We start from the raw sequence: 23,696 nt of genomic DNA, 5'->3' as shown, positions 1-23,696 counted from the left end.
ATGAACGCCCTTTAAATCGTTAGAAGCTATTTGACTATGACCTGTGAATTTTCTATAAAAACCTTTGATGAGCTGACCACCGTTGATCTTTATCATATTTTAAAAGCCCGCTCACAAGTATTTGTGGTGGAGCAAAACTGCCCGTATCAAGATATGGACGAGGTAGATTTTGATTGCTTACATCTGGTCGCCCATCAAAATGAAGCCTTGATTGGCTATTGCCGCATTATCCCGCCGCAATTTAATCACAAAAGATCCTCGGTTAACCCTTCAGGTCCCATACCTGCGATTGGCAGAGTTTTGGTGCTAGCAGAGCACCGAGGCAATGGCGTTGCCCGTCAAATAATGCTTGAGGCCATCAAGTACTGCCGTAAAAAGTATGGTAAAAAAACCATCATCATTTCCGCCCAGACTTACTTGCTACACTTCTATGAATCACTCGGCTTTATTGCTGAAGGTGAGCGCTATCTTGAAGACGGCCTTGAGCATGTCACCATGGCTTTGCCCGTCATTAAAAAAGTAAAAGTAAAAAAAGAAAGCTCAGGAATGGTAAGTAGCATCCTCAGTTTTTTACTCTTGATACTGGCGCTTTTATTCATTGTCGGCTTGGTTTATCTCATGATTTGATAGCCGCGCGTCTTTTTACCTTTACCTTGAATAGATTCATCAAAAATTATTAAACGATAAAACAGTCTTACACGACTTCACTGTTGTTCGATATTGAGTATGTTATTTTTGATGGATGGTTGATGAATAAATCGCTTAGTAAATAAGTTAGATTTATTGATCGCTCAAATATTCGACTCAAGGAAGGGGTAACGATTATGTCTAACACTCAAAATGCCACCGTAGAGAGCAATATTCGTCCAGAGTACGACGATGAGATTCAAAAAATTGCCGATTACGTGCTCAATTACTCTATCGATAACGACTCGCCTAATAGCGCTGATGCTTGGAATACCGCCTGCTACTGCCTGATGGATACGCTAGGCTGCGGACTACTGGCATTGCGCTTTCCTGAATGTACCAAGCACCTAGGACCCGATTGCGCCGATCAGATTACCCCTAATGGCGCGCGCGTCCCCGGCACTTCCCATCGGCTCGACCCTATCAAAGCGGCCTTCGATATTGGCTGTATGGTGCGCTGGCTTGATTATAACGATACATGGCTTGCTGCCGAATGGGGTCATCCTTCGGACAATTTAGGCGGGATTTTGGCAGTGGCAGACTATATCAGTCAGCAACACGTCAGCCAATGTCGCGCTGCGCTCACCATGCGCGACGTGTTAGAAGCGATGATTATGGCGCATGAGATTCAAGGCGTGCTTGCCTTAGACAATTCATTTAACCGCGTTGGGCTTGACCATGTCTTTCTAGTAAAACTCGCCTCGACAGCAGTGGTTGCTAAATTATATGACTTACCACGCGAGCGTATCATGGCTGCCATCTCGCAAGCGATTGTCGATGGTCAAGCATTACGTACCTATCGCCATGCGCCAAATGCTGGTAGTCGTAAGTCTTGGGCGGCAGGTGACGCGACCAGTCGTGCGGTACGCTTGGTCGATATCACCCGCCGCGGCGAGATGGGTATCCCGGGGGCACTTACTGCGCCGCAATGGGGCTTTTATGATGTCTTATTTAGCCATACCAATAAAGACTGGGCACTCAAACCTGAAAACGAGCGCCGCTTCACATTCCAACGCGAGTTTGGCAGTTATGTGATGGAAAATATCTTATTTAAAATAAGCTTCCCTGCTGAGTTCCACGCACAAACTGCCTGTGAAGCGGCAGTCATTTTGCATCCGCGTATCGATGATAGGATTGATGAGATCGAAAAAATCGTCCTAACTACCCATGATTCAGCCATTCGAATCATTTCTAAAGAAGGCACGCTTGATAATCCTGCCGATCGTGATCATTGTCTGCAATATATGGTCGCCGTACCTTTATTAACGGGCGACTTGATGGCAGAAAACTACGAAGACGACTATCATGAACAGCATCATATTTTGATTGATGAGTTGCGTCGTAAGATGATTGTCGTAGAGGATACCGATTATTCAAAAGATTATCATGACCCAAGCAAACGCTCGATTGCCAATGCCATTCAAATATTCTTTAAAGATGGCAGTAGTACTGATAAAGTCGCTGTTGAATACCCGATTGGCCATAAACGTCGCCGCGCTGAAGGCATCCCTGTATTAGAAGCAAAGTTCCGAGCCAGTTTGGCAACGCGTTTTATTGACAGTCGCTGTGCGGATATTTTTGCGCTATGTGATGACCAACAACGCTTAGAGCAAACACCGGTCAATGAGTTTATGGATTTATTTGTCGCTAATTAATTTTAAAGCGCATAAATAATTCAGCGCCTGTTTGTTTTTATGAATCGTGTTTTTACCAATCTTTTACCAAGGTATGGACTCACCTGCCCAATCGACAAAACTGCCAGATTGGGCAGCGCTCATCCTATCAATTACTTCCAATAAACGCTCGGCGCTATAGGCTGGCGAGAACAGCTTTTCGTCAGCCACATTGCTTTGAAAGGGTGAAGACAACTGGGTATCAACCGTACCTGGCTGCATGACGACCACGCAGACATCCTTTAGCGACCGACTCCATTCAATGCTCAAATTTTTCATACCCATATTTAGTGCCGCTTTACTCATACGGTAGCTATACCAACCACCCAGATGATTATCACTAATACTGCCAACACGGGCTGATATGGTCGCAAAAATGGCAGGCTGGTCAGCGTCACGTTCAGCTTTTGCCAGTAGTGGCTTGATATGCTTGGCAATCAGCAAACCTGCTAAAGCGTTAATCTGCATACTCTGCAAAAAGAAGTCCGTCTCCAGTTGTCGTAGTGCTTTTTCTGGCTGATTGTGTGCTGTATGTAATAAGCCGACGCAGTTAATCACCCAGTCGATATGGGAAGTTTGCTGCTTAATATCAGCAATGGCTTGTTCGATACTACCCTCATCGCTCACATCCATCGGTAACCAATATAAATTATCTGCCGCAAAGTCAGGCTGACTTTTGTGATAAGTGGCATATACCCTTGCATTTCCTATATTTTCATCACTTTGTTCATTAGCACTCCGTTGTAGTAGCTCTTTCACAATCGCTTGACCAATACCACCGGTGCCACCAATAATTAAATAATTCTTATTATTCACAAGGTCTTCCTTATTGCTCTCTGTATTATTATCTATTACTCACCTGCATTCATTTTGGCGCATTTACTTTACATTTACTATGATAAAACGCTAAGAATAATAGAGGTTATCGCCGCGCTATATGAGCTACAATAATCAATGATGGATAGAATACTCAACATTTTTAAGTAAACATTGACATACTAAAATCATACTTATACTTTTTAACCAACGCTTTTATAGGGATATCATCGCACTATGCTATCACCCCAAGACCAATTGACTGAGCTGGTACGTACGCTTGAGACGCAGCAGCATGTTTTTGCTACTGACCCGCTACTGATTACTGAAAAACTGCAAGGTGAGGATGGAAAACCTATCCAAAAACTGCATCGCCGCGCCTCGCGTATTGATAGTAACGGCGCGCTGGCACGTGTGCTCGGTAAGATTGACGGTCGCATAAAGGGCATCATGGTGGTTATGAGTGTGGTGTGGTGCATCTCAGGATTTTTGGGATTGTTTACCCTACTTCAGACCAATGTGGTTAATTTCTTTTATGTGCTGGTCTGTCTGCTCGGCTTCCATACCGTTATGCTCTTAGGCTGGCTAGTGATGACGCTAATCAATCAAGGCAAGCAGTCCTCGAATTGGTTTGCCAATTTTGTCAGTCCTAGCTATCTCATCCGTGGCAAGGATGATGTGACTAAGGCGGCCGTTGACCTGTACGAGCGTCAATTACAGCACAGCGGTATGCGTTGGTATTTGGGACGCTTTAGCCATCAATTATGGCTCGCTACATTAACCGGTATGCTGCTGGCGATTGTGTTTTTATTGATTGTGCGTCAGTACAGTTTTAGCTGGGAGTCGACACTACTGTCTGATCAGGCGCTTATTACGTTGACTCAGATACTCGGCTGGCTGCCAAGCTTGGTAGGGTTTGGTGTGCCAGACAGTACCGCTATCGTTCAGAGTCGCTTGGTAACCGATGCGATGCCGCTCTCTGTTGCGCGGCAATGGGCGGGGTTATTGGTTGGTAGTCTGCTGATGTACGGTATTGTACCAAGGGCAATCGCTTGGGCGTTTTGCGCCTTGATGTTCCGTCGTAAAAAGATGCGTTTGGATATCAAGCAGCCTTATTATCAAAAGATTTTGAATTTTTGGCAGCGTCATGTGGTTGATGCTGATGATTTTAAGGAAGCACCCGCTCCTATCGCCCCAAAAGCGACGGTCAGTACTGGCAAGAAATTGGTGGCTTTACTCGAATACCCATCAGAGCTGGATAACTGGTGGCTTGAGGGTCTGGATACCAATATCAATGATAATAGCAAGATAGAGGATTTCGGTATCGTTGATGATCGCGATGATATGGATCGCTTGACAAGCTATCTTGATAAGCACCCAGTGCAGGTGTTATTAGGTATTCATAGTAAAGCGCTGCCTGACCGTGGCACCCTACGTAAACTCGATCGTATCGCAGAACATGCTACAGATGGGCTAATCGTACAACTGCTTGGTGATACTAGCTTGACTGACAATGGTATTAATATTAATGCTGATATTTCAAATACGGCAGATTTAAAAAAGCAAACATCGGCGCAGGTTGCGGGAAATCAGGATGTTCGCTATCAACAGTGGCAAACCGCACTCTCTGCGCGAAAAATTGGTCTGGTGGACACTAAGTAGCGTTATGTCCTTAGCTTTACTCAATAGCTTTTATACAAATGATATGGAAACATAAGATGGATAATAATAAGACCAATGGTCAACCCGTCGGTTTATTTGCTGACAAGGCATTAAAAGACGACCCTAGCAGCAACCTAATGAACCCAGAGGCAACAGCATCTACTCAGGACAATGGTCATACCACCCCCATAGATTATTCTGCTGATGAATCTGAAAATCTGACAGCGCGCTCTAGCAAAAAAACCACGATAGCCAGTGGTGCAGCACTTAAATTAGCAGTCGTTGGTCATACCAATACGGGCAAGACATCTATCCTGCGCACACTATTACGTGATGTCTATTTTGGTGAGGTCAAGAACGAGGCTGCAACCACGCGTCATGTGGAGCAAGCCAAACTAACAGACAGCCAAACCGGTGAAGATTTGGTCATACTATATGATACTCCGGGTCTAGAGGATGCCTCAGGGCTGATGGATTGGCTGGAAGACAATACGGCCAGCCGCCGTGATGGTATTGAACGTTTGCAGCAGTTTTTGGCAGCAGACATTGCCCAAGGTGGTGATGCGCTAACTAGCAATAGTGGCAATGAGGACTATAGCCAGGAAGCCAAAGTTATCCGTCAGTTGCTGGCAAGTGATATGGCCATTTATGTCGTCGATGCGCGTGAGCCAGTACTTGGTAAATACAAAGACGAGCTGGCTATTTTATCGTGGGCCGCGATACCTGTCATGCCGGTATTTAACTTTACGGACAGTCAGGAAGCCAATATCGATGACTGGCAAACGATGCTCGCCAGACGTAATCTGCATATCTCGACCCGTTTTGATTCAGTGGCGTTTGAATTTGCAGATGAAATGCGCCTATGGCAAAATCTCGCCACCATGCTCACTCACTCGGAGATGCTTGAGCAACTGATGACGCGTCGTACGGAGAACTGGGCGCAACTCTATGATGAGGCCAATATCATCATTGCCGACTTTTTGTTAAATGTCGCCGCTTTCGTCCATGAGATTAATGAAGATGATGACCCAATGCCAGTATTGGAACAAATGCAAGAGGCCGTTAGACAAAGTGAACGGGCGATGCAGCACAACCTACTCAATTTATATAAGTTTTATGATAATGCCGTGGCAGCAACCCCACTTGAATTACAAGCGTATCAGCAAGACCCTTTTGACCCTGAACTGCTCAAAAGCTATGGTATTCGCACCACCTCTGGCGCGGCAGCGGGCGCATTATTAGGCTTGGGTATTGATGCGGCAGCATTAGGCACGACGTTGGGATTGGGTGCCGCGATAGGTGGTATCGCAGGTGGGCTATTGTCTAATACCAGTAGCATCGCCGATAGAATCACTGGGGTAAAACGCTTTTATATCGACCCTGCCACCCTAACCTTGCTGGCCACTCGAGCGATAGATTTACTCACCGCTCTGCGTCACCGTGGTCATGCAGCAACTGATGCCACGCAATTGCTGTATAAAGGTGAAAAATCCAGTATTGAACAGTCTTTAGATGACGAAAGCAATACTATCACACCATGGCCGACACATAAACTGCCAGGTGAGCTCAAAAAAGCCCGTGGCAAACCGCAGTGGTCATCACTCAGTAGCGGTAAGTCTGAACAGGCTCAGTTACTACGCGCAGATATGGCATGGTCGCTGGCAAGTAAATTACAGTCACGTGGGGCTGAATAATACCAGTTAAGTAACAACATTTCTTTATGCGGCTATTTTTATATAATTGTTTTTATATAACTATGCCTCTAGTAAAGTACTTAATGCACCAGTACCGCGCACATCTGTTTTCTGTAGATAAATTGGATACAGCGGATAATTCGTAAAACTCTTTTCAATATCGTGCATTAGCTGCTGCTGGCGCTTGGCACGATGTTGCCAAAACTGATCAGCTTGTATTGGTGTTATCAGTTGATTGACCACTATCGCTGCTGGCGGCAGTTTACTGTCCTGTAACTGTGCGATAGCGCGTTTGGTCTCTGCCAATGGTAGTACATCGGCAGTCATTACCAATACAATCGCGGTTTGGCTACGGTCATGCAGCAATATTCCTGCCTGACGAAACAGTGCTTTGCGTTTTTCTAGTACGGATACTGCTTGCTCCCAGCGGTCAGTTTTGTTTGCAGCAAATGGATTTGGCACATCATTATCGATGTCTTTTTGATTGCTCTTTTGATTGTGACTGTCTAAATGGTTCGCGACCGAGCGCAATTTAGCTTGCCGCCTTTGCTGTGCCAATAATCCATCTGTCCACGCGCCCATCATCTCAGGCAAGACCAATAAGCGCAATGTATGACCAGTTGGCGCGGTATCAAAAATAATATGCTCATAGCCGGCATCTGCTGCTGCAACCAAGTGCTGACACATGGATTCGAGCATGGCGGCTTCTTGTGCACCAGGTGCAGATTTCGACAGCTGTAGGTGCTCACGAATTTTGGGCATCATATCGGGATTGGCATAGGCAGTTATGGTACGCTCAACTTGGGCAAAATGTGCATCGACGATGACGTCAGGGTTTAGCTCGATAGCATCAAGATAAGGCGTTACCGCTGTTTTCTCGTTGCTTAACCGTATATTAAGTACATCACCCAAACTATGGGCCGGATCGGTTGAGATAATTAAGGTCTTTTTTTGCTGGCTAGCATAATGACTGGCAAGTGCCGCGGCAGTGGTGGTTTTACCCACACCGCCTTTACCACCGACGAATATAATCGGCTGAGTTGCCAGTTGTTCTATTAGTTTGTGCAGAGGACGTAAAGCCATACTGGTGTCTCAATATTGAATCAATGGAACGGAACAATTAATAAATTAGCATCAGATTAACAGCAACCAACGTGATCAAAAGGACATCTATCCATACCCATGCGTGTGTGCCATTCGTGGAAATTTTCTAAAAATAATGGCTGCAATTCTAGTGTATAAAAGCTGGCAGGGTTATCAATACCGAGGCTCTCAGCAAACATAAGCAGCATAAAGAAATCTTCTTCGTCACGCGCTGCACGTGCCATCGTTTGCCGATATGGCGCATGATAAAACTCATTCAGTCCTGCCACAAACCGTTGCCACCACGATTGGTTGTCTTTTAGATGGTGTGGCATGTTTTCTAGGTTATTTGGTGTCTTGTTATCTTCCATGATTTTCTCATACTCTCTTTATTCTTTCTTATCTATCATGCCTATACCATACAAAAAACGCCAGCAATTGCTGCTAGCGTTTTTTCATACCTATGTTTTTTATACCTATATTATTATCAATTAGGAATCACTTTTAAAGATTGCTTTTTCCTTTATGTAACGTCCATTCTTTACGCAGTACTGATAAACTCTCAAATGTCACTAAAATCGTGGCTATTAAGATAATAATATCCATAATGATAAGCAGCCAATTACCGTCATTAAAGAATGTTTTTAGCTGAATCAATAACGCAAAAACGGTCATAACCAACAAGAACGATAATGGCGCTAAGGTATACCATACAGGTCTGCCTTTACGTAACAAGATGACAGTCACAATCATTAAGGTTAAAGCAGCCATGAGCTGATTGGTTGTACCAAATAGCGGCCAAATAATCATACCGCCCGCGCCATCAATGCCACCAGCACCAAATGCTAGTAACAGACAGCTACCAACGGCAAGAAACGTTGCCACCACACTTTTATTCAATACCGGCAGCTTATAAATCTCGCCAAACTCTTGGAAGATATAACGTTGTAATCGAACGCCAGTATCCATCGTGGTGCCAGCAAACAAGGCTGCCATTACCGTCAGCATCGTCTGTGATAACACCATATCAATGCCAACACCGGCATTCAAGATAGTCGCACCGCCATCAATAAAGGCACCAATCGAGCCGTCGCCAAATTTTTGATAAACGGCTTGCCAGTCGCCAAGGGTTGCAAAGCCTGCGGTTGCCGCAAGTATCGCACCAAGTGCCAGCATACCCTCACCCATGGCACCGAAGTAACCAACGAAGCGTACATCTTCTTCTTTATCAATTTGCTTGGACGTCGTACCCGTCGCCACCAAACCATGAAAGCCTGAAATTGCACCACAAGCAATGGTCACAAATAATAAAGGCAGCATAGAGGGTGTGCCAATTGGCAATGCCGTGTTTATCGCTGGCGCGACAATGTTCGGCGTAGCAATAAAGATGGCAGCGTATAATAAAATCAAACCGACAAATAACTGTAAGCCATTGATGTAATCGCGCGGTTGCAGTAGCATCCAAACAGGCAACAAAGACGCGATTGCTGCATAAGCAAATAGAATAAGAATCCAGAGCGCATTATCTGGTAGGCCCATGAAAGTCTCAGGTAATACGATAGGGAACATAGGACCGAGATAGATAAGCCCGTATAAAGCGGTGACCCCAATGATGGAGACCCAAACCAGATTCATCTTATAGCGATAAATACACTGACCGATGATAAACGCTACGATTAAAGCGCCCCAAACCGGCAACACCGAAGACGGGGTTTTTATCATCATATTGGCAATAGCAACGCCAAATACCGCATTGACCATTAATAATAATAAAAAGATAACCACCATCATTAAGCTGCGCACACGTGTGCCCATGACAGTACCGGCAATAGAACCTATCGATTGACCTCGATTGCGCATACTGGCCCAAATGGCAGACATATCGTGGACACCAGCCATAAAGATAGTGCCTAAAACGACCCAGATAATGGCGGGTACCCAGCCCCAAATGACCGCAATAGCAGGACCAATAATAGGTGCCGCCCCTGCGACCGAGGTGAAATGATGCCCCCATAGTACGTATTTATTGGTGGGGATATAATCTACCCCATCTTTCATGGTATGCGCTGGCGTGGGACGACTGTTGTCCAATGCCAAGATTTTGGTGGCGATAAATTTTGAATAAAACAGATAACCGCAAAGCATGGCGGCAACCGCAACCAACAGTACAATAGCACTATTCATCTTATCTCTCCCTAGACAAGTATTAGATAGCCTTATAAGTTCAAGCTTTTTAAAGTAAAATCTTAAAAATATGCTAGATTAGTGGGCGGTGAGCGACTCAGAGCACCCGTTATTAGGCAAATAGAAGCATCTTCGCCATATTATTACTGACCAACAAAGCATTATATTTTAAGATTGAGGCACTTCACTAATGAGTACCGATTGCCTGAATCCTTTCTTAGTATTCTTTTTAAATAGTAACTGATTTGATGAGGGATGTAACGTTGATAAGACGTTAAAAACAACAAATAAAGGAGTTAGAATGACACACTATTTTGGATTCGTACCTTCAGATAAATTGAAAGAATTAATTATTGAGGCAGAGCAAGTCGTTGAATCAAACGAAAAAGTAGACTATTACCCTTATCGTGATGCCCTGACCCATCAAACGGCTCGCGACCTTACTGATAAATTATTGGTTGGATTGGTAGATATTATTCCAAATCCTGAGCGCCAAGCCTCTATGCGTAAAATCGTTGGCACCATCGAGCGTGCGACGGATACCCTACTCAATATCTTGTTGGGTAAAGAGAACAATGAAGAAGTGATGCCAAGTTTTCATTTTTTAAGGGATCAAGCGACATTCATTGATAACGAAGGCGTCAAGCGCATCGGTTTTAAATTGTCAGAGGCAGATGCTAAAACTATTGATGACGGTTTTGCGGCGATTACGCCTGAGCACGTTGATAGAGCGCTGTTTAAAAAAGCACTTGAAACGGTAAACGAAGAGACTTTAACGCATTTTATCAGCCGCTATGCTGATACGTTAAAATTGGGCATGATTAAACGCAAGTCTGTGCCAATGGCAAAGGCAGCTATCGATAAAGGCATGTCCATGGCATTAAACAAGCTATTACCTGACTTACCGGACAGCTCTTTGAACCGTTTGGCCAATTATTATCGTCCTTTTATCGTAAAAAAGCCTGAATAACGAATATTATATTTTTATTAAGAATGTAGTGTTGGGCAAATTTGCTAAAATTTGCTAAAATAGGCGGCACTTTTATCGAAGGCGCAACTCATGACCCAAATTAGTAATCAAGAAATCGAAAAAACCCTGCGCAACTCAGAGTGCCTTATCAGCAGTATTGAAGTAGCCGCTGCTTATGAGCGCCTTGCCGCCCAGCTCAACCTACATTATGCCGGTTTAAATCCAATCGTTATGGTCGTTATGAACGGTGGACTTATCCCAGCCGGTCAATTATTGACGCATCTGACGTTCTACCATCGCATGCATTATATCCATGCGTCACGCTATCGTGATAACGAAGGTACGAATGAGCTTGATTGGAAATTTAAGCCTGATGTGAGCATTAAGGGCGAACACGTCTTATTAATTGACGATATTTTTGACGAAGGTATTACGTTAAAAGCCATCGTTAAAGAATTGGGTAAAGAGAATCCTTTATCTATCGAATCTTGCGTGTTGCTTAATAAAGAGCACGATCGCAAGGTTGCAGACTTTGACGTTGATTTTGTTGGTATCAATGTCGCAGACCGTTATGTTTATGGCTGTGGTATGGATTTCCATGGTTACTTGCGTCATTTGCCTGGTATCTATGCTATTAAAGAAGACAAAATCTAGTCAGTCTTTGACTAATTTTGCAGCATAATAAAAAAGCACCCACTGGGTGCTTTTTTATTGCTTATATTTTGCTCTCACTGTTAATCTTTACTTATACAAGGCTCGTATTTTTTCTGTAGGTAGAATGCCTGTATCATTAACCTTAAAGAAATAATCTAACTGCCAATTTTGAGTCTTTATAGCAGTGTTACTGGTTGGCTTATCCCAGCTAGGATATACCCTTATGCCCATTTTACCTTTCGTAGAATGAGACTGGAGGATATCGTTTCTAAGTAAGATATCCTTTGGAAAAACAAACTGTCCGAATGTATTGTTATCTTTAAATGTAGTGATTACTAATAAGTCTGGTGACTTATTATATTGAAAAGGCTGATTCATACCTTTAGCATCTTTTTCCCAAAAAGTAACAAACTGCCCCACTTTGGTGGGTGTTTGCTTAGCTGCTCTAAACCTAACCGTTTTAACAGCCAGTTTGTTGATTAACTGAAACGTACTAGCAGCATATTCTATATTTTGTTGCTCCTCCTTAATTGAAGCAACAATTAATTGATTAGGCTTATAAATGACTTCGTTAATATGGTCTAGCACAGTATAAAAGGTATACAACTTTAGCCCTCTTTTATCTTTATGTTCCTTAATGCTTGGTGAACTGTAATGCCAAACCCGTATGACGCTCAGTGGGTGTCTGGACGGCCTTTTCCAAAGCAGATTTCGTACTATATATGGTTACCTGTTTTTTGGCACGGGTCACAGCGGTATAAATAAGTTCTTTGCTCAGCAATCTTGCATGACTATTATCAAAAGTAATGGCCACATGATCAAACTCAGAACCTTGCGATTTGTGAATAGTCATCGCATAGGCGGTGGCAATCACCTCTTCATTAAGTAGATTGACGGCTATCCCCTGCTTCTTATTTTCAAAGAACACTTCGAGTCGATTACGCTCATCACCAGTTTGCAAACAAAAACCAATATCGCCATTAAATAATCCTAGCTCATAGTTGTTTTGAAGGACCATAACGGGACGACCATGAAACCATGTGTTTTGACCCAGTGGTAGCTTAAGCTCAGTAAGGTGCCATTGAGTAAAGTAATTATTAATATAATGGTCGCCCCACTCGCCATTATGGCCGGCAGTTAACACCCTGAACTGATTAAAGGTTTCCATTAATGAAGCAATGGTATCTTTAACTGATTCTGGCACGAATTTTTCTATTGGATTTATTAGCAACGTTTTGATTTTTTTTATGTAGGGATGATAATTTAAGGTGAGGTTTGGGATAATTTTATTTTTGCTTAGGCTATTTTCTATCTTATTATCTAGAGAAGCTTCAGTTTGTAAGGTGTTGATGCTATTAACATATTGAAAGCTCAGTGCCTTATCATGCTTTAACAACTGCCAAATAGCATGAGTATCTGTCTCCATTTTGTTGATTTGATAAGCAAGCTTACCGATACCCGAGTCTGCTGTAAATCGGCGGCTCTCTGTTAGCTCTGCATGAATGGGTTGTAATAGTGGAATACGGCACAAGTCAGCCAATACCGCCCCTGCATCTACCGCTGCTAACTGGTTCTCATCTCCTAACAATATCAGCCTTGCGCCAGGCTTTACCGCACTCACAAGATAGTTCGCCAGCTCAACCCCTAGCATCGATGCCTCATCGACGATGATAACATCTTCGCCAAGTGGATTATTGGCATCGTAACGCGGTCTGCCCGTCCGACCGATACCTAACAAGCGATGAATGGTTTTTGCTTCTTGCAACTGTAGCTCAACATCCGCTGCGTCTAACGCCGCCTGCAGAGACTCTTGCATGCGCTGTGCAGCCTTACCTGTTGGTGCTGCTAATGCCAAGCTGGCACTGTCAGTGCTAAACCTAATGCTTTCAGACGCACCTCCCCCACTCTCTGTCGCCTGTTGCAGTGCAATCACTAGTTGAGCAACGGTGTAGGTCTTTCCTGTACCTGGACCACCAGTAATAATGCTAAAGGCGTTGTTATTAGCAACATTAATCGCCTTCACTTGATGTTCATGGAGATTTTCAGGTATTGCTATCTCTAGCGGTGTTACCTGCTGGTCTAAAATAGTGTTGATGCGCGCGGCTAAGTTAAATTCTGCTTGCCAAGCTCGGTGTAACCAAAAAGTGATTGCTGTGTTTTGTTTATCAGCCTCTTTGTTATTGATAAGCTGATAAACGATAGGTTGATTATTTTTGCTTAGGCTATTTTTATTTTCATTATGGTTTACGTTAGCAAACAAAGTGTGCTCATCGATTAACTTAGCAAAAGACGTTAAGTTGCTATTTTTCAATAACTTATAAAGTAAGGCAACGGCATCGAACCTTTTAACCAACATCTCTTTTTCATGATTACTCAGTGCCAGCTGCGCCCATAACTGGTCTTGTTTAGCAAATAAAGTCTCTAGCAATACAAATATCGATGCCTTAGCCGTAATATCGACCTCTGCTTGAACGTTTATTTGAGTGTCAATCAAGGCAATAATCGGCGTTGCTAGCATCTCTAACAGCTGCTGTTGCCAAGCATATAGTCTCACCAGCTCGCCATTGATTTGACCGCTCAGCGGCACCTCATGCTCAGTTTCCTGAATGGTGAGTACAGTATGCCCCTCTTCTAAATGCGTCGCCAACATAGTGAATAAAGCCGTAAATAAGCCACTATCTGGTGTTTTATATATTTTTGCGCTATCAGTATTAGGCTTGGCATCGGTCACGTTATACGCTAAATACGTTTGCTGACGGCGCAGCAAAATATAATCACTGATGTTGCTGGCCCAGCTTTCTTGTGAACTTATATCCGCCCTGCTCTTATTATTATTCATAGATTATTACTCATGGTCTGTTTTTCTCTATATTTATAGGATTAATCGCTATAGTAATTTGTTGCATCAAATTCGTGATTGCATGCATTTTGTATAGCCTGCTAACTTGGCATGCCAAACAACGTATCTAAGGCTTTAATAAAATCAATAGGTATGTCCCAAGTCACCAATCCATAGCGGGTACTGCTTATTGATTTATGCCTTATTGAATTACTGTGCATTAAGTTGCTACCGTCAAGCGTATTAGCCTCTTCAGCTGCCTTAATAGCTAACGAGGCAGCTGGATCATATACGCCCCGTAAAAAGACATACTCCACAGCGCCCAAATACTTATCTTCATTGCCTGCATAGTCATTAATCCGCATCGATAAGAATCGATGCAACGCTACCTGATAAATCGCTGCTTGCAACCAATATCCTGCTTTGGACATTGCTTGCTTAAGAGTAGTTTCGTCATGATCGCTTAGGCTATTTCCTAAAAAATTACTCTTATAATCGACGACGTAATACTTGCCAGCATGCTCATACACCAAATCGATCTCACCACGTAAATAACGATACAAATGCGCTTTGTTTTGCGGAACAAGATTGACATGTTTGTCGGTTTCATTAGGCAGGTACTGTTGAAAGAGTCTATTAATATCTTGTGCTTTAAAACGCTCTGACAGCCCCATATTGAACTCTAATTCAGCGAACCTATGACTTGCATCGATAGAGCGTAACGGTTGATTGGACGCTAATAGCGGCGTATGTAGCACCTCTTCAATCCAGCCAATGAGAGCTGCATGCTTGCTAGCATCTATCGAGTCCGAATCCAATGAATCAGTATTTATTGAAGCACTATCGCCTTGCTCTTGCTTCTTTGCTTGTAATCGACGGCTTTGGGTTTCGGCACTGCTATATACCAATGGCAGCTGATAGCTACTGATCGCTCTATCGATAACCTGAGACCACTGCGATTTATTATTAAAATCAATTTTTTCAAATATCTCATGCAAAAACGTACCCGCATTGGCACCTTTCACAAAAGTAAAACGAATATCACCCTCTAGCTTGAGATTTAACTCATCGACTTGCTCAACAGACTCATTATCATTCAGTGATGGCACAACTGAAACTGAGGTTTCGGTCATATCAATATCTATCGCATCATCAATACGCTCATCCATGATAGCCATTGTCTGCGTTGATTCGTCTAGTTGACGCGCTAAGGCGGTAAAACTGGTTTTAGCCCAACCATAAAAGTAATTAATTTTCATAACTTCTGAAAAATCATCATACTTAATCGGCTCTGTTTTGGGCTTAATCGAAGCAAGCGCTCCATTATCCGTTAATGCGCCTGCTTTAGCTGCAGCACAGTTATCGTTATAGAAATCATTGACCTTATGCCCTCTAATCATACCTATGGTGCCTTTGAGTCTATCAGGCAATTCAAATTTTGGCTCTGGTGAATCAAACCAGTAGAACACCGGTTTTAATTCAAAACCTGTTTTGTTATGGGGATCTCGCAGCACCACATAAAGCTGTTCACTGGCGCGAGTAAATGCCACATAACCAAGCCGGCGCATCTCATCAAAGCCCTCTTGCGTCTCCATATCGGTATAGTAGCCCTCTGTGGTCGCAGAGCCTTGTACAGGCGAGAATCGGCGCTGATTGCCTGTCGATTGCTGAGCTAGCGCTGACTGATTTTGTTGAATAGCGTCTTGTTGAGTATCATCTTGCTGGCTAGGGTTTTGTTGCGCGTTATAGAGATACAATCCATATTCTTCTTTATTACCTGACTTCCTACTGGCATCGCCCATACCCAGCACATAAACAATGGGAAACTCCAACCCTTTTGATTTATGAATGGTCATCAGCTGCACACCAGACTCTGTCGGTAGCGGATACTGCTTAGCCCAATCACTGCTAGGCGCGGTATCTATGTTTTGTCTAAACCAGGCTAGCAGCTCATATTCACCCATGCCGATACCATACTGTGCCAAGATATCCATCACATGACGCAAATCCATAATATGACGCGCGCCTTCTGGATGCGCGGCTAATGCTTGCCAAACGCCTTGCGGCTGCACAGGGCTTTGATCTAACAAGTAATGCATGGCCGATAATATGCCAAAGTGCTGCCAACGCTGTGTGCCTTCTTTTAAATAGCTAATAAAGTCTTGATAGCTTTTCTGATTATCAATGGCTTTTGTATTAGCGTTATTTAAATCTACAACCCCTGACTCATGGTCAGTCATCATGGCTTTAATATCTTTTATACTCAGGCCATACAAATGACTGGTCAGCACCCGATTAATCATGTCATGACGATACGGATATAGCATGGCATTCAGCAGCGCTGCCACATCCTCTGCCATGACGGTTTCAAAGATACTGACATCACTGGTGGTCAAGGTCGGCACACTGAGCTTTACTAGCTCGTCTTCGACCCGTTTTAAATCTTTTTTGGCACGTGCCAGCACGCCGATATCACTCGGCTGAATCGGTTTGCCTTTTAATGTCTGACCACTGCTGAGTAAGGTCGCAATATGACGCGCTGTGATTTCATGCTCATCGTACTCAAGCTCTTTGTCCTTATCATAAGGCAAGTGCAACACACTCACTGGCTGAGCAGAGAGTACGTCACTCACCAAGTTACTCACTAAATCCCTATTTAGGTCACTGGTTAGTATGTCTGGCTCATTAAACCAAGACAGCTGATTTTCTTCTTTATGTGCTTTAATGTGCTGGTAATAAATACCACTACCTAACTGTGCGAGCCTATTCTCATTAGTCACTGGCGCCGGCATACCGAACCAGCAGTTTAGGGCATTAATCACACTGGCGTTTGAACGGCGGTTAGTATCGAGCGTCCAAAGGCTGCTTTTGTCAAACTGGGCTTTCATATAGTTGTAGTTGGCGACATCACCGCCTCGAAACCCATAAATGGCCTGTTTAGGATCACCAACCAACAACAAAAACTCATGGTTGGCTTTATTGCTAGTAGCCTGCTTGTCATTGGCCGACGGTTTACGTTTACGCTTTGGCAGATAGATGCTTTCAATCATAATGGCTTGCTCGCCATTGATGTCCTGCGACTCATCAATCAATGCCACTGGATAGTGATGACGAATATAACGCGCCAGCTTCTCTCCTTGCCGACCCGTTAATGCTTGGTTTAAGCGTACCATCTGCAAGCTAAAGGTGGTTTCACCGCGCTCTTCTAAGATAACCGGCAGCCTGTCACGTACCGCCAGCACGATATGGCGATTTAGATTGGCTAAGACAGTAATGATATATTCATCAAGCTTTTTACTTTCTTCAATATACCGTTTAAAGTCCTGAACCACCTGCAACTCATTAAATATTAAATTAACTCTTTCACCATCTTTTGGCTTGTAGAACTGTTTACCTATATCATCAGTTTTCTGAAACGCTTCAATTAACTTCCCAGTATAAGTTTTTTTGTCTGATATGAACTTATAAGCGGCTGGACCAGACTCCTTTAACACTTGAATGATTTTCGGCCAAGACTCTCTGTTATTCTGCAACTGTCCTTTGGGAACTTCATAATATTCGCCGTCAGGCTTAAAGAAAGCATCAAGCTCGTCGCTGCGCTCAATGATACTGTGGATAAGCCGCTCATAACCCTCAAAAGAAAGATTACTGCTCACAACCTCATTAATCGGCGCAGAAACAAAATTCAGCGACCGAGTCACATAATTTTTATGATCGCCAACCGCCGTCAGCTTACCTTGCTGATCCATCAATGCATACAATTTGGGCTGCTCGTGATATAACCTGCTTTGAAACTGACGCAGTTCATCATGAATAATACTGTCCGTCACTTGCTCAATGCTGCTGTCTTCAATAATAGCCATGCCTTGCTGATGACCGGTCTCGCTACTGTATTCCTTCAACCATTTTTGCGCCAAGCTATCGAGGGTACCGACAAACAGCTTGTCCAAGGTGGTTAATACCAGCGCCGTACGGCGAATGGCTTCCGTCATTGGATAGCTGTAAACATGATCAAGCAAGTAGCCGACCAAATGCAGGTTAATAGGGTCTTGCATGATGTCATCTAAGCGCGCATATTTAGCCTGCGCGACCAACCAATCCTCACGATCTTTTTTTGCTTGTGCGCGCTTTTCAACAGCGGTTTTTTTGTCATGAACGTTGTTATAAACAACGTCTTGATTTAGTTCATCAGCATCTATTTCAGCGTTTGAATCCGTGCTTAAGTTCTTGCTCGCCTTTTTATCCTTATCACTATCATTGTCAGGCGTCACCTGTAGTATATACGGATACAAACTCTCTTTATTAGCGGGGTCAGCACTCAGGCTATTCACCCATTGCAGCAGCTGATAAAAATCCACCAAACGATCATGAATGCGCTGACGCATCTCAGCTGCAGCGGCGCGAGTAAAGGTCGTCGCAATGATTTGCTCTGGTGCACGCCGTGCTTCAATCAACAGACGCAGTACAATGCCAGTTAGTGTCCACGTTTTACCAGTACCGGCTGACGCTTCGATAAGATGCCGACCCGTCAATGCAACATCAACCGCTGGTATCACATCCGCCTTATTCTTAGGGTTGGTCATGTCGTCATTCGCAACCTCACTGTCAGTCATACCATGATATGTATCAAATAAGTGAGGCGATTCATTCAGGTGCTCAGCGGATGAGTGTGGGTGGGTAGAAATGTCCATCATGTGAGTGGTGGCGGTAAATTCTGTCATATGAGCGTACACTTTTTATTATCAATTAAGCCAAAGGGCAAAAAACGAACCGTTTCAAATAACCAGCTAGCCAGCTAACTATCTAGACCTTGTAGGGCAGTAAACATCGGCTCATACAGCGGCTGTGCTAACGTCGTTAACGCTGCTGATAGAGCTTTAAAGGCGTCTTGATCACGCAGTACGTATTGCCAAATGGCATGCTGCGAGCAGGTATCGTATACCGTGTCTACGTGATAGCTAGGTCTTAGCCAATCTGAGAAATCTGCGCGTTTTGGCCAATAGCTGCCGCTCTCGTCTTCACTCTCTGCCGCGTTTGCGCACTTATCAAGATAACTGAGCGCATATTCTGGCAATAAGGTAATCGGCACTTGACCGACTAGCTTGCCAAACATCGCCCATTTTATTAGCTCAGCTACGGCATCTTCATACACAATAGGGTTTATCTTAAAGGCGGTTACTTTTTCATATTTTTTGACTTGTGAGTTGGGCTTATTAAAACGCCAAATACTCACCCCATCATTTAACTCTACTTGCTTGGCTGTCGTGCGTCTGGCAACTTGCCAATACAGATGCGACAACCAAAACTTGATTAAATGCTTAGGGCTAGCAGAATTGGGCAGTATATTTAACCATTGCCTGGGTGATTGCTCGGCATAGCACACGCCAGCCTGTAGATTAGCGCGATTGTTATTAGCATCTATTGCTACTGATGTTGGTATTGATGTAGGAACTGATATTGGTACTGAGCCTTTTATCTTAACCATTTTAGGTAATAGATTCAGTAATGGCGCATTATCAGCATGATTTAGCACAGCCGCTAACTCTAGCTGAACGGGATGCTCGGTGGTTGGGGTTAGTAGCTGCAAACCACCTATCTCGCTTGCCTCCAATATCTGAGCATCATCTAAACCATTATCCCAGCCATTAGCAATTAGCTGCTCTTTAAATTCTTGACATTGCTGTTGCAGTTTTTGTTGTTGATTGGGCAAGGTCGTTTGGCGCGCCACACCTGCTGGCATAATTTTTTGATACATTAGAATTGGACTGTCTTGCGTGGCTGTGCTGTCGGTACTGTTATTAGCTGCATCGCTCGCCAGCTCGTTAATCAAATACTCTTTAATCTGATAAGTCGTCAGATTGTCTAGGAATAGCGGCTCTTGATGTGCCATAGCTTCTTCGCCTTGCACCACATGCACCTTTTGAGTACGTAAAAATGCCTTGGCAGGATGACGCACTTGATAGGCCAATACGCCTTCAACGTCTATCTCTCCAATGTTAAATATGGTATCGAATACAGTTTCGGAAAGTGCCTTTTTAGTAAGGTCATTAACCTCACCAGAATCACTGGAGACAGCTGTCGCTTCTAGTGACAACATCTCAGCCAATGTAGCTAAGGTTTGATTGTCTACTTGTCCTAACTGACCTAGAGATTGACCAAGCAGCTGAGCGATTGATTCGTACTGTGCTTTGGTAGGCAAGCCAACCAGTTGTGTATGCTCACTAGATGCTCGGCCTTTTAAGGTATGAAACACCGCTTGCCAAAGCGGTGCAGGTGGAAACTGACGTTTTTGCGCAAGCTTGGTTTTGCGCATGGCTGTATTTAAAATAGCATCCAGCTCATCTGCATTACCGATAACACTGTTATTATGAACGTTATCCTGATTATCGACAGTCTCGCTCTGTTTTGGATTGGGATTAGAATTAGAGTTAAGAGTGTCAGACGCTTGCTCAGAAACATCTGCGTCTTCAATGTCTGTTTCAAACAAACTCTCATGAAAAGGTAAAGCTGGATGCTCAGTCACTAGCCACTGTTTAATCAATTTAGGTAAATAGCGTTTGAGGCTCTCGGTGGTAGAATCAACACTCTCAGGTAATGTGTCTAACGCTTCAAGCGAGTTGACCTGCCACTGCACCTCACCTTGCAAAAACTGTAATAGCTCACTGACAGGGTTGGCTGGCAGGTGCTCGTGGGTATCCGTCAGACTTTGACCGTTATAAAATATCCAGCAAGCACTGCGCGCACAAAGCAATGCGTCTAAGAACGCACCATTATCATCATCTTCACTGACTCTATCACCGCGGCGGGCATTGGTGGCTTTCATCAAATCATAGCGATTATCAAGATCACGCCCAGGGAATTCAGAGAGATCCATATTGAGCATCACCACCAAATCAAAAGGCACGTTTCTTAACGCACCAAATCGACCAAAGGTAATCACCCCAGTCGGCTCGGCACTGACCTGCTGACTCTCAAGCTCCGCTTCAATACTGTCCAACATAAAACTCAGCTTTAATGGCAACTGCTCAACGCCTGCCAGCCTTTGCTCTACTTCTTTTTTGTTAGCATTACTGACACTATCGCTACTGGCGTACTGTCTATAGTGCCGATTGGCCCTCAGGCTTGATTTAAAGCCATTCATCGCATTATAGATGGCGCGCATCGTACGCGTTTGATCAACATCACCAAAATAGCGATGAATGACCTGTGTCTCAATCTGATCGAGCCAATCCTCCGCTTTAAGTTTTTGTGTATGATCATCACGGCGCGCGGTCAAGCCGGCATAGATACGACAAAGCGCTTCAACAATCATCGCATCATTTAGGCTCACTTGCGGCAGCGGCAAACTCATCTCTGGCAAGGCAGTGCTTGGCCAATCTTCCTGTGCCAAAGGATATAAGCAATCGCTTAAGCTGGCCTCCGGCATCACCAGACCCAAGGTCAATCTATCTAGCGCTTGAGCAAAGGTAAATCGGTAGTCATAGTCGTTGCAATCTAGGGTTTGTTTAAGATGCCATTCATCAAAGCCGCGGATAAAGCCTGCCTCTACCAGCAAATCACAACCACGGCTCATCTGGTCATGGGTTAAGCCAAAACTTTCATACAGCGGTGGTAGCATTAGCCAATCAAGCACCTCTGCCGCTTCAAAGCGGGCACTATGGCTGCCTAATAGCTTATAAAAACCAATAATGGCTTCCCATAGCTGACGAATATCCGCATCGACAACACCCGTTACCTTTGCGGGCAGGGTCAAACCGTCTTGACCTTTACCACTGACGAAAATAGAGCTGATCAGCGCATGGTGACGCTCAACATCGGGTAGCAAAACGACAATATCGGATATATGGCGTTTTTTCTCACCAAGTTTTAATGGCTCATTCAGCCAGCGCCCAATCATGATACGCAGCACTTCTAGCTGACGCTGCAAACTATGACACGAATGAATGCTTAGGCTATTATCTTGCGAAGACATTGCCCAAAAACGCTCCTTCTCAAAGCGTTTATTTTCTAACACTTCATCGTCATACCACGGCGTTTCTTTCTCGTCTTGATCAGAGCCTGTCTCTAATTGTTTGCTGACTGCTTGCGAAACTTTTGCTGCGGTTGCTTGCTGGGTAGACTGCTCATCCAGCATCAACACATCATTTTGCAAACGCTTTAATAAACTTGGGCTATCTTGCACATAGTGAGCGCTGTCATCAAAGCCAATACTGAACTCATTGCTCAAGCCATCATTGTTATCATCGCCCTCATTAAAGATGTCCTGCCACTCGACGAGTGCATCTTGGTATTGCTCATTACCCGATAAATTAGCGAGCATGGCAAAGGTATCGCGTGATTGCTTACCCAAACGCGATAGCAAACTGTGACCATAATCACGCAAAAACACACTTTCAGGGTTAATAATTTGCTGACGCTGTAGCCACGACTTATCAACAATATCTGCCCAAAATAGCTTGGAGGGGTTGTAGTGCAGTAGTGTGATATCCATGTATTGTGACAAGCGCTGCAAAAAGTCGAGCTCGGTTTGCGGCAATTGCTGAATGGTAAAAATGCGCAGTACTTTGGGCAACTGAGCACGCTCATTCGCCTTGTTGTCCTTTAAGGCTGACCAAAACGTATCTTCAAGCGCCACACGGTGCTGATGCACATCGGCAAACAAATGCGACCACAAGAAACGCTGCGCGATCTCTAACTCTTCATAATGCGCCACCAACCACTCAGGGGTGCCGCGTGCATACTTATCAAAGCGCAGAGATAGTGCATCCTTATCTGCTATCAGCGCATCCACATTAAGCGGCTTATTGTGTGACCACAGATCTAACCAGTCCTCACGATGGGTCAAATAGCGGTTAAACACCCTTGCCAAATCACTTGCTAGCTGCCAAATACGCGCATCTTGTTGCGCTTTATCCTGTCGTACATTGTCTTGTTGAGCATTGTTCTGCTGAATCTTCTCTTGTGGCTCATCAATCAAAGATGCCAGTAATGGATGAACTGGGTGTTTTTCATCAGCGACAATTGCCTCTTGATAGTAGGTCAAATACCCAAATAAGCGCCACTGCATTACCGTTGGTGACAGCACTGCCACCTCAGGCACATTCAACGTTGCCGCGTCAGGGTTCTGCTCTAATATATAGGTGTTATGACGGCTCAACACATCCTGCATCAATGTCCACTGATACTGACCCCAAAACGTTGTCGTCACTAAGGTGCTAATACCCGCTTGGCTTGCAATAGACTTATCTAGCCAATCACCAAGTACCATTGACGGCACAATGACCACAAACTCTTCAAAAATGGGTTGGTTTTTGGACTTATAAGCCTCCAATAACTGCTCAACCAAAAGCTCGGTACGGTGGGACTGAATGATTTTAAACATAAAGAATAGTCTGATTGAATTGATAAGGTGAATAATAAAATGGCGTTAAAAA

The 23,696-nt window shown here is 44.0% G+C and carries 14 protein-coding genes; 6 read left to right on the top strand and 8 right to left on the bottom strand.

The features are described from left to right. The first annotated feature begins 36 nt into the window (after nt 1–36). Nucleotides 37–627, top strand: a complete 591-nt coding sequence (locus tag B3Q63_RS09845) for a GNAT family N-acetyltransferase (RefSeq protein WP_201625976.1) — start codon at nt 37–39, stop codon at nt 625–627. A 197-nt stretch (nt 628–824) separates the two neighbouring features. Then, complete coding sequence (locus B3Q63_RS09840; protein ID WP_296176154.1) at nt 825–2,342, top strand: bifunctional 2-methylcitrate dehydratase/aconitate hydratase; 1,518 nt, start codon at nt 825–827, stop codon at nt 2,340–2,342. Nucleotides 2,343–2,405: 63 nt separating this feature from the next. Here B3Q63_RS09840 and B3Q63_RS09835 read toward each other — a convergent pair whose 3' ends face one another. Further along, the gene (locus B3Q63_RS09835) at nt 2,406–3,176 is read right to left on the bottom strand and encodes an SDR family oxidoreductase (protein WP_296176153.1); all 771 of its coding nucleotides are present in this window, start codon (nt 3,174–3,176) and stop codon (nt 2,406–2,408) included. A 237-nt stretch (nt 3,177–3,413) separates the two neighbouring features. On the opposite strand from B3Q63_RS09835, the gene B3Q63_RS09830 reads away from it, so the two are divergent. Both B3Q63_RS09830 and B3Q63_RS09825 read left to right on the top strand, forming a co-directional pair. After that, complete coding sequence (locus tag B3Q63_RS09830; protein WP_296176151.1) at nt 3,414–4,838, top strand: DUF2868 domain-containing protein; 1,425 nt, start codon at nt 3,414–3,416, stop codon at nt 4,836–4,838. Between the two features lie 56 nt (nt 4,839–4,894). Then, a complete protein-coding gene (locus B3Q63_RS09825) occupies nt 4,895–6,532 on the top strand; it encodes a DUF3482 domain-containing protein (RefSeq protein ID WP_296176149.1) in 1,638 nt (545 codons plus the stop codon). A gap of 60 nt (nt 6,533–6,592) precedes the next feature. Here the strand turns inward: B3Q63_RS09825 and B3Q63_RS09820 are convergent, their stop codons facing one another. From B3Q63_RS09820 to B3Q63_RS09810, 3 genes are all read right to left on the bottom strand, one after another. Then, the gene (locus B3Q63_RS09820) at nt 6,593–7,615 is read right to left on the bottom strand and encodes an ArsA family ATPase (protein ID WP_296176147.1); all 1,023 of its coding nucleotides are present in this window, start codon (nt 7,613–7,615) and stop codon (nt 6,593–6,595) included. 56 nt (nt 7,616–7,671) lie between these two features. After that, nucleotides 7,672–7,986: a cory-CC-star protein gene (locus tag B3Q63_RS09815; protein ID WP_296176146.1), complete on the bottom strand. Its 315-nt coding sequence runs from the start codon at nt 7,984–7,986 to the stop codon at nt 7,672–7,674. Nucleotides 7,987–8,119: 133 nt separating this feature from the next. After that, nucleotides 8,120–9,799 carry a carbon starvation CstA family protein gene (locus tag B3Q63_RS09810; RefSeq protein ID WP_296176144.1) on the bottom strand — a complete coding sequence of 560 codons (1,680 nt, stop codon included), beginning with the start codon at nt 9,797–9,799 and terminating at the stop codon, nt 8,120–8,122. Nucleotides 9,800–10,100: 301 nt separating this feature from the next. Here B3Q63_RS09810 and B3Q63_RS09805 point away from each other — a divergent pair, with 301 nt between their 5' ends. Beyond that, entirely contained in the window at nt 10,101–10,769 is a 669-nt protein-coding gene (locus tag B3Q63_RS09805; RefSeq protein ID WP_296176142.1) for a hypothetical protein, read from the top strand. 90 nt (nt 10,770–10,859) lie between these two features. Next, on the top strand, nt 10,860–11,423 hold the full coding sequence (locus tag B3Q63_RS09800; protein WP_201564134.1) for a hypoxanthine-guanine phosphoribosyltransferase: 564 nt from the start codon (nt 10,860–10,862) through the stop codon (nt 11,421–11,423). A gap of 87 nt (nt 11,424–11,510) precedes the next feature. Here the strand turns inward: B3Q63_RS09800 and B3Q63_RS09795 are convergent, their stop codons facing one another. From B3Q63_RS09795 to B3Q63_RS09780, 4 genes are all read right to left on the bottom strand, one after another. Further along, nucleotides 11,511–12,029 (bottom strand): MepB family protein, encoded by a 519-nt coding sequence (locus tag B3Q63_RS09795; RefSeq protein ID WP_296176139.1) that lies wholly within the window; start codon nt 12,027–12,029, stop codon nt 11,511–11,513. 28 nt (nt 12,030–12,057) lie between these two features. Then, entirely contained in the window at nt 12,058–14,262 is a 2,205-nt protein-coding gene (recD, locus tag B3Q63_RS09790) for an exodeoxyribonuclease V subunit alpha (protein ID WP_296176137.1), read from the bottom strand. A gap of 101 nt (nt 14,263–14,363) precedes the next feature. Beyond that, nucleotides 14,364–18,983 (bottom strand): UvrD-helicase domain-containing protein, encoded by a 4,620-nt coding sequence (locus B3Q63_RS09785; protein ID WP_296176135.1) that lies wholly within the window; start codon nt 18,981–18,983, stop codon nt 14,364–14,366. A gap of 74 nt (nt 18,984–19,057) precedes the next feature. After that, nucleotides 19,058–23,644, bottom strand: a complete 4,587-nt coding sequence (locus B3Q63_RS09780; RefSeq protein ID WP_296176133.1) for an exodeoxyribonuclease V subunit gamma — start codon at nt 23,642–23,644, stop codon at nt 19,058–19,060. Nucleotides 23,645–23,696: the final 52 nt, after the last annotated feature.

The sequence above is a fragment of the Psychrobacter sp. UBA2769 genome (genome assembly GCF_002352555.1).
Lineage (GTDB): Bacteria > Pseudomonadota > Gammaproteobacteria > Pseudomonadales > Moraxellaceae > Psychrobacter > Psychrobacter maritimus.
Note: the sequence above shows the minus strand (reverse complement) of the source record. Positions and strands in the feature narration are given on the sequence as shown.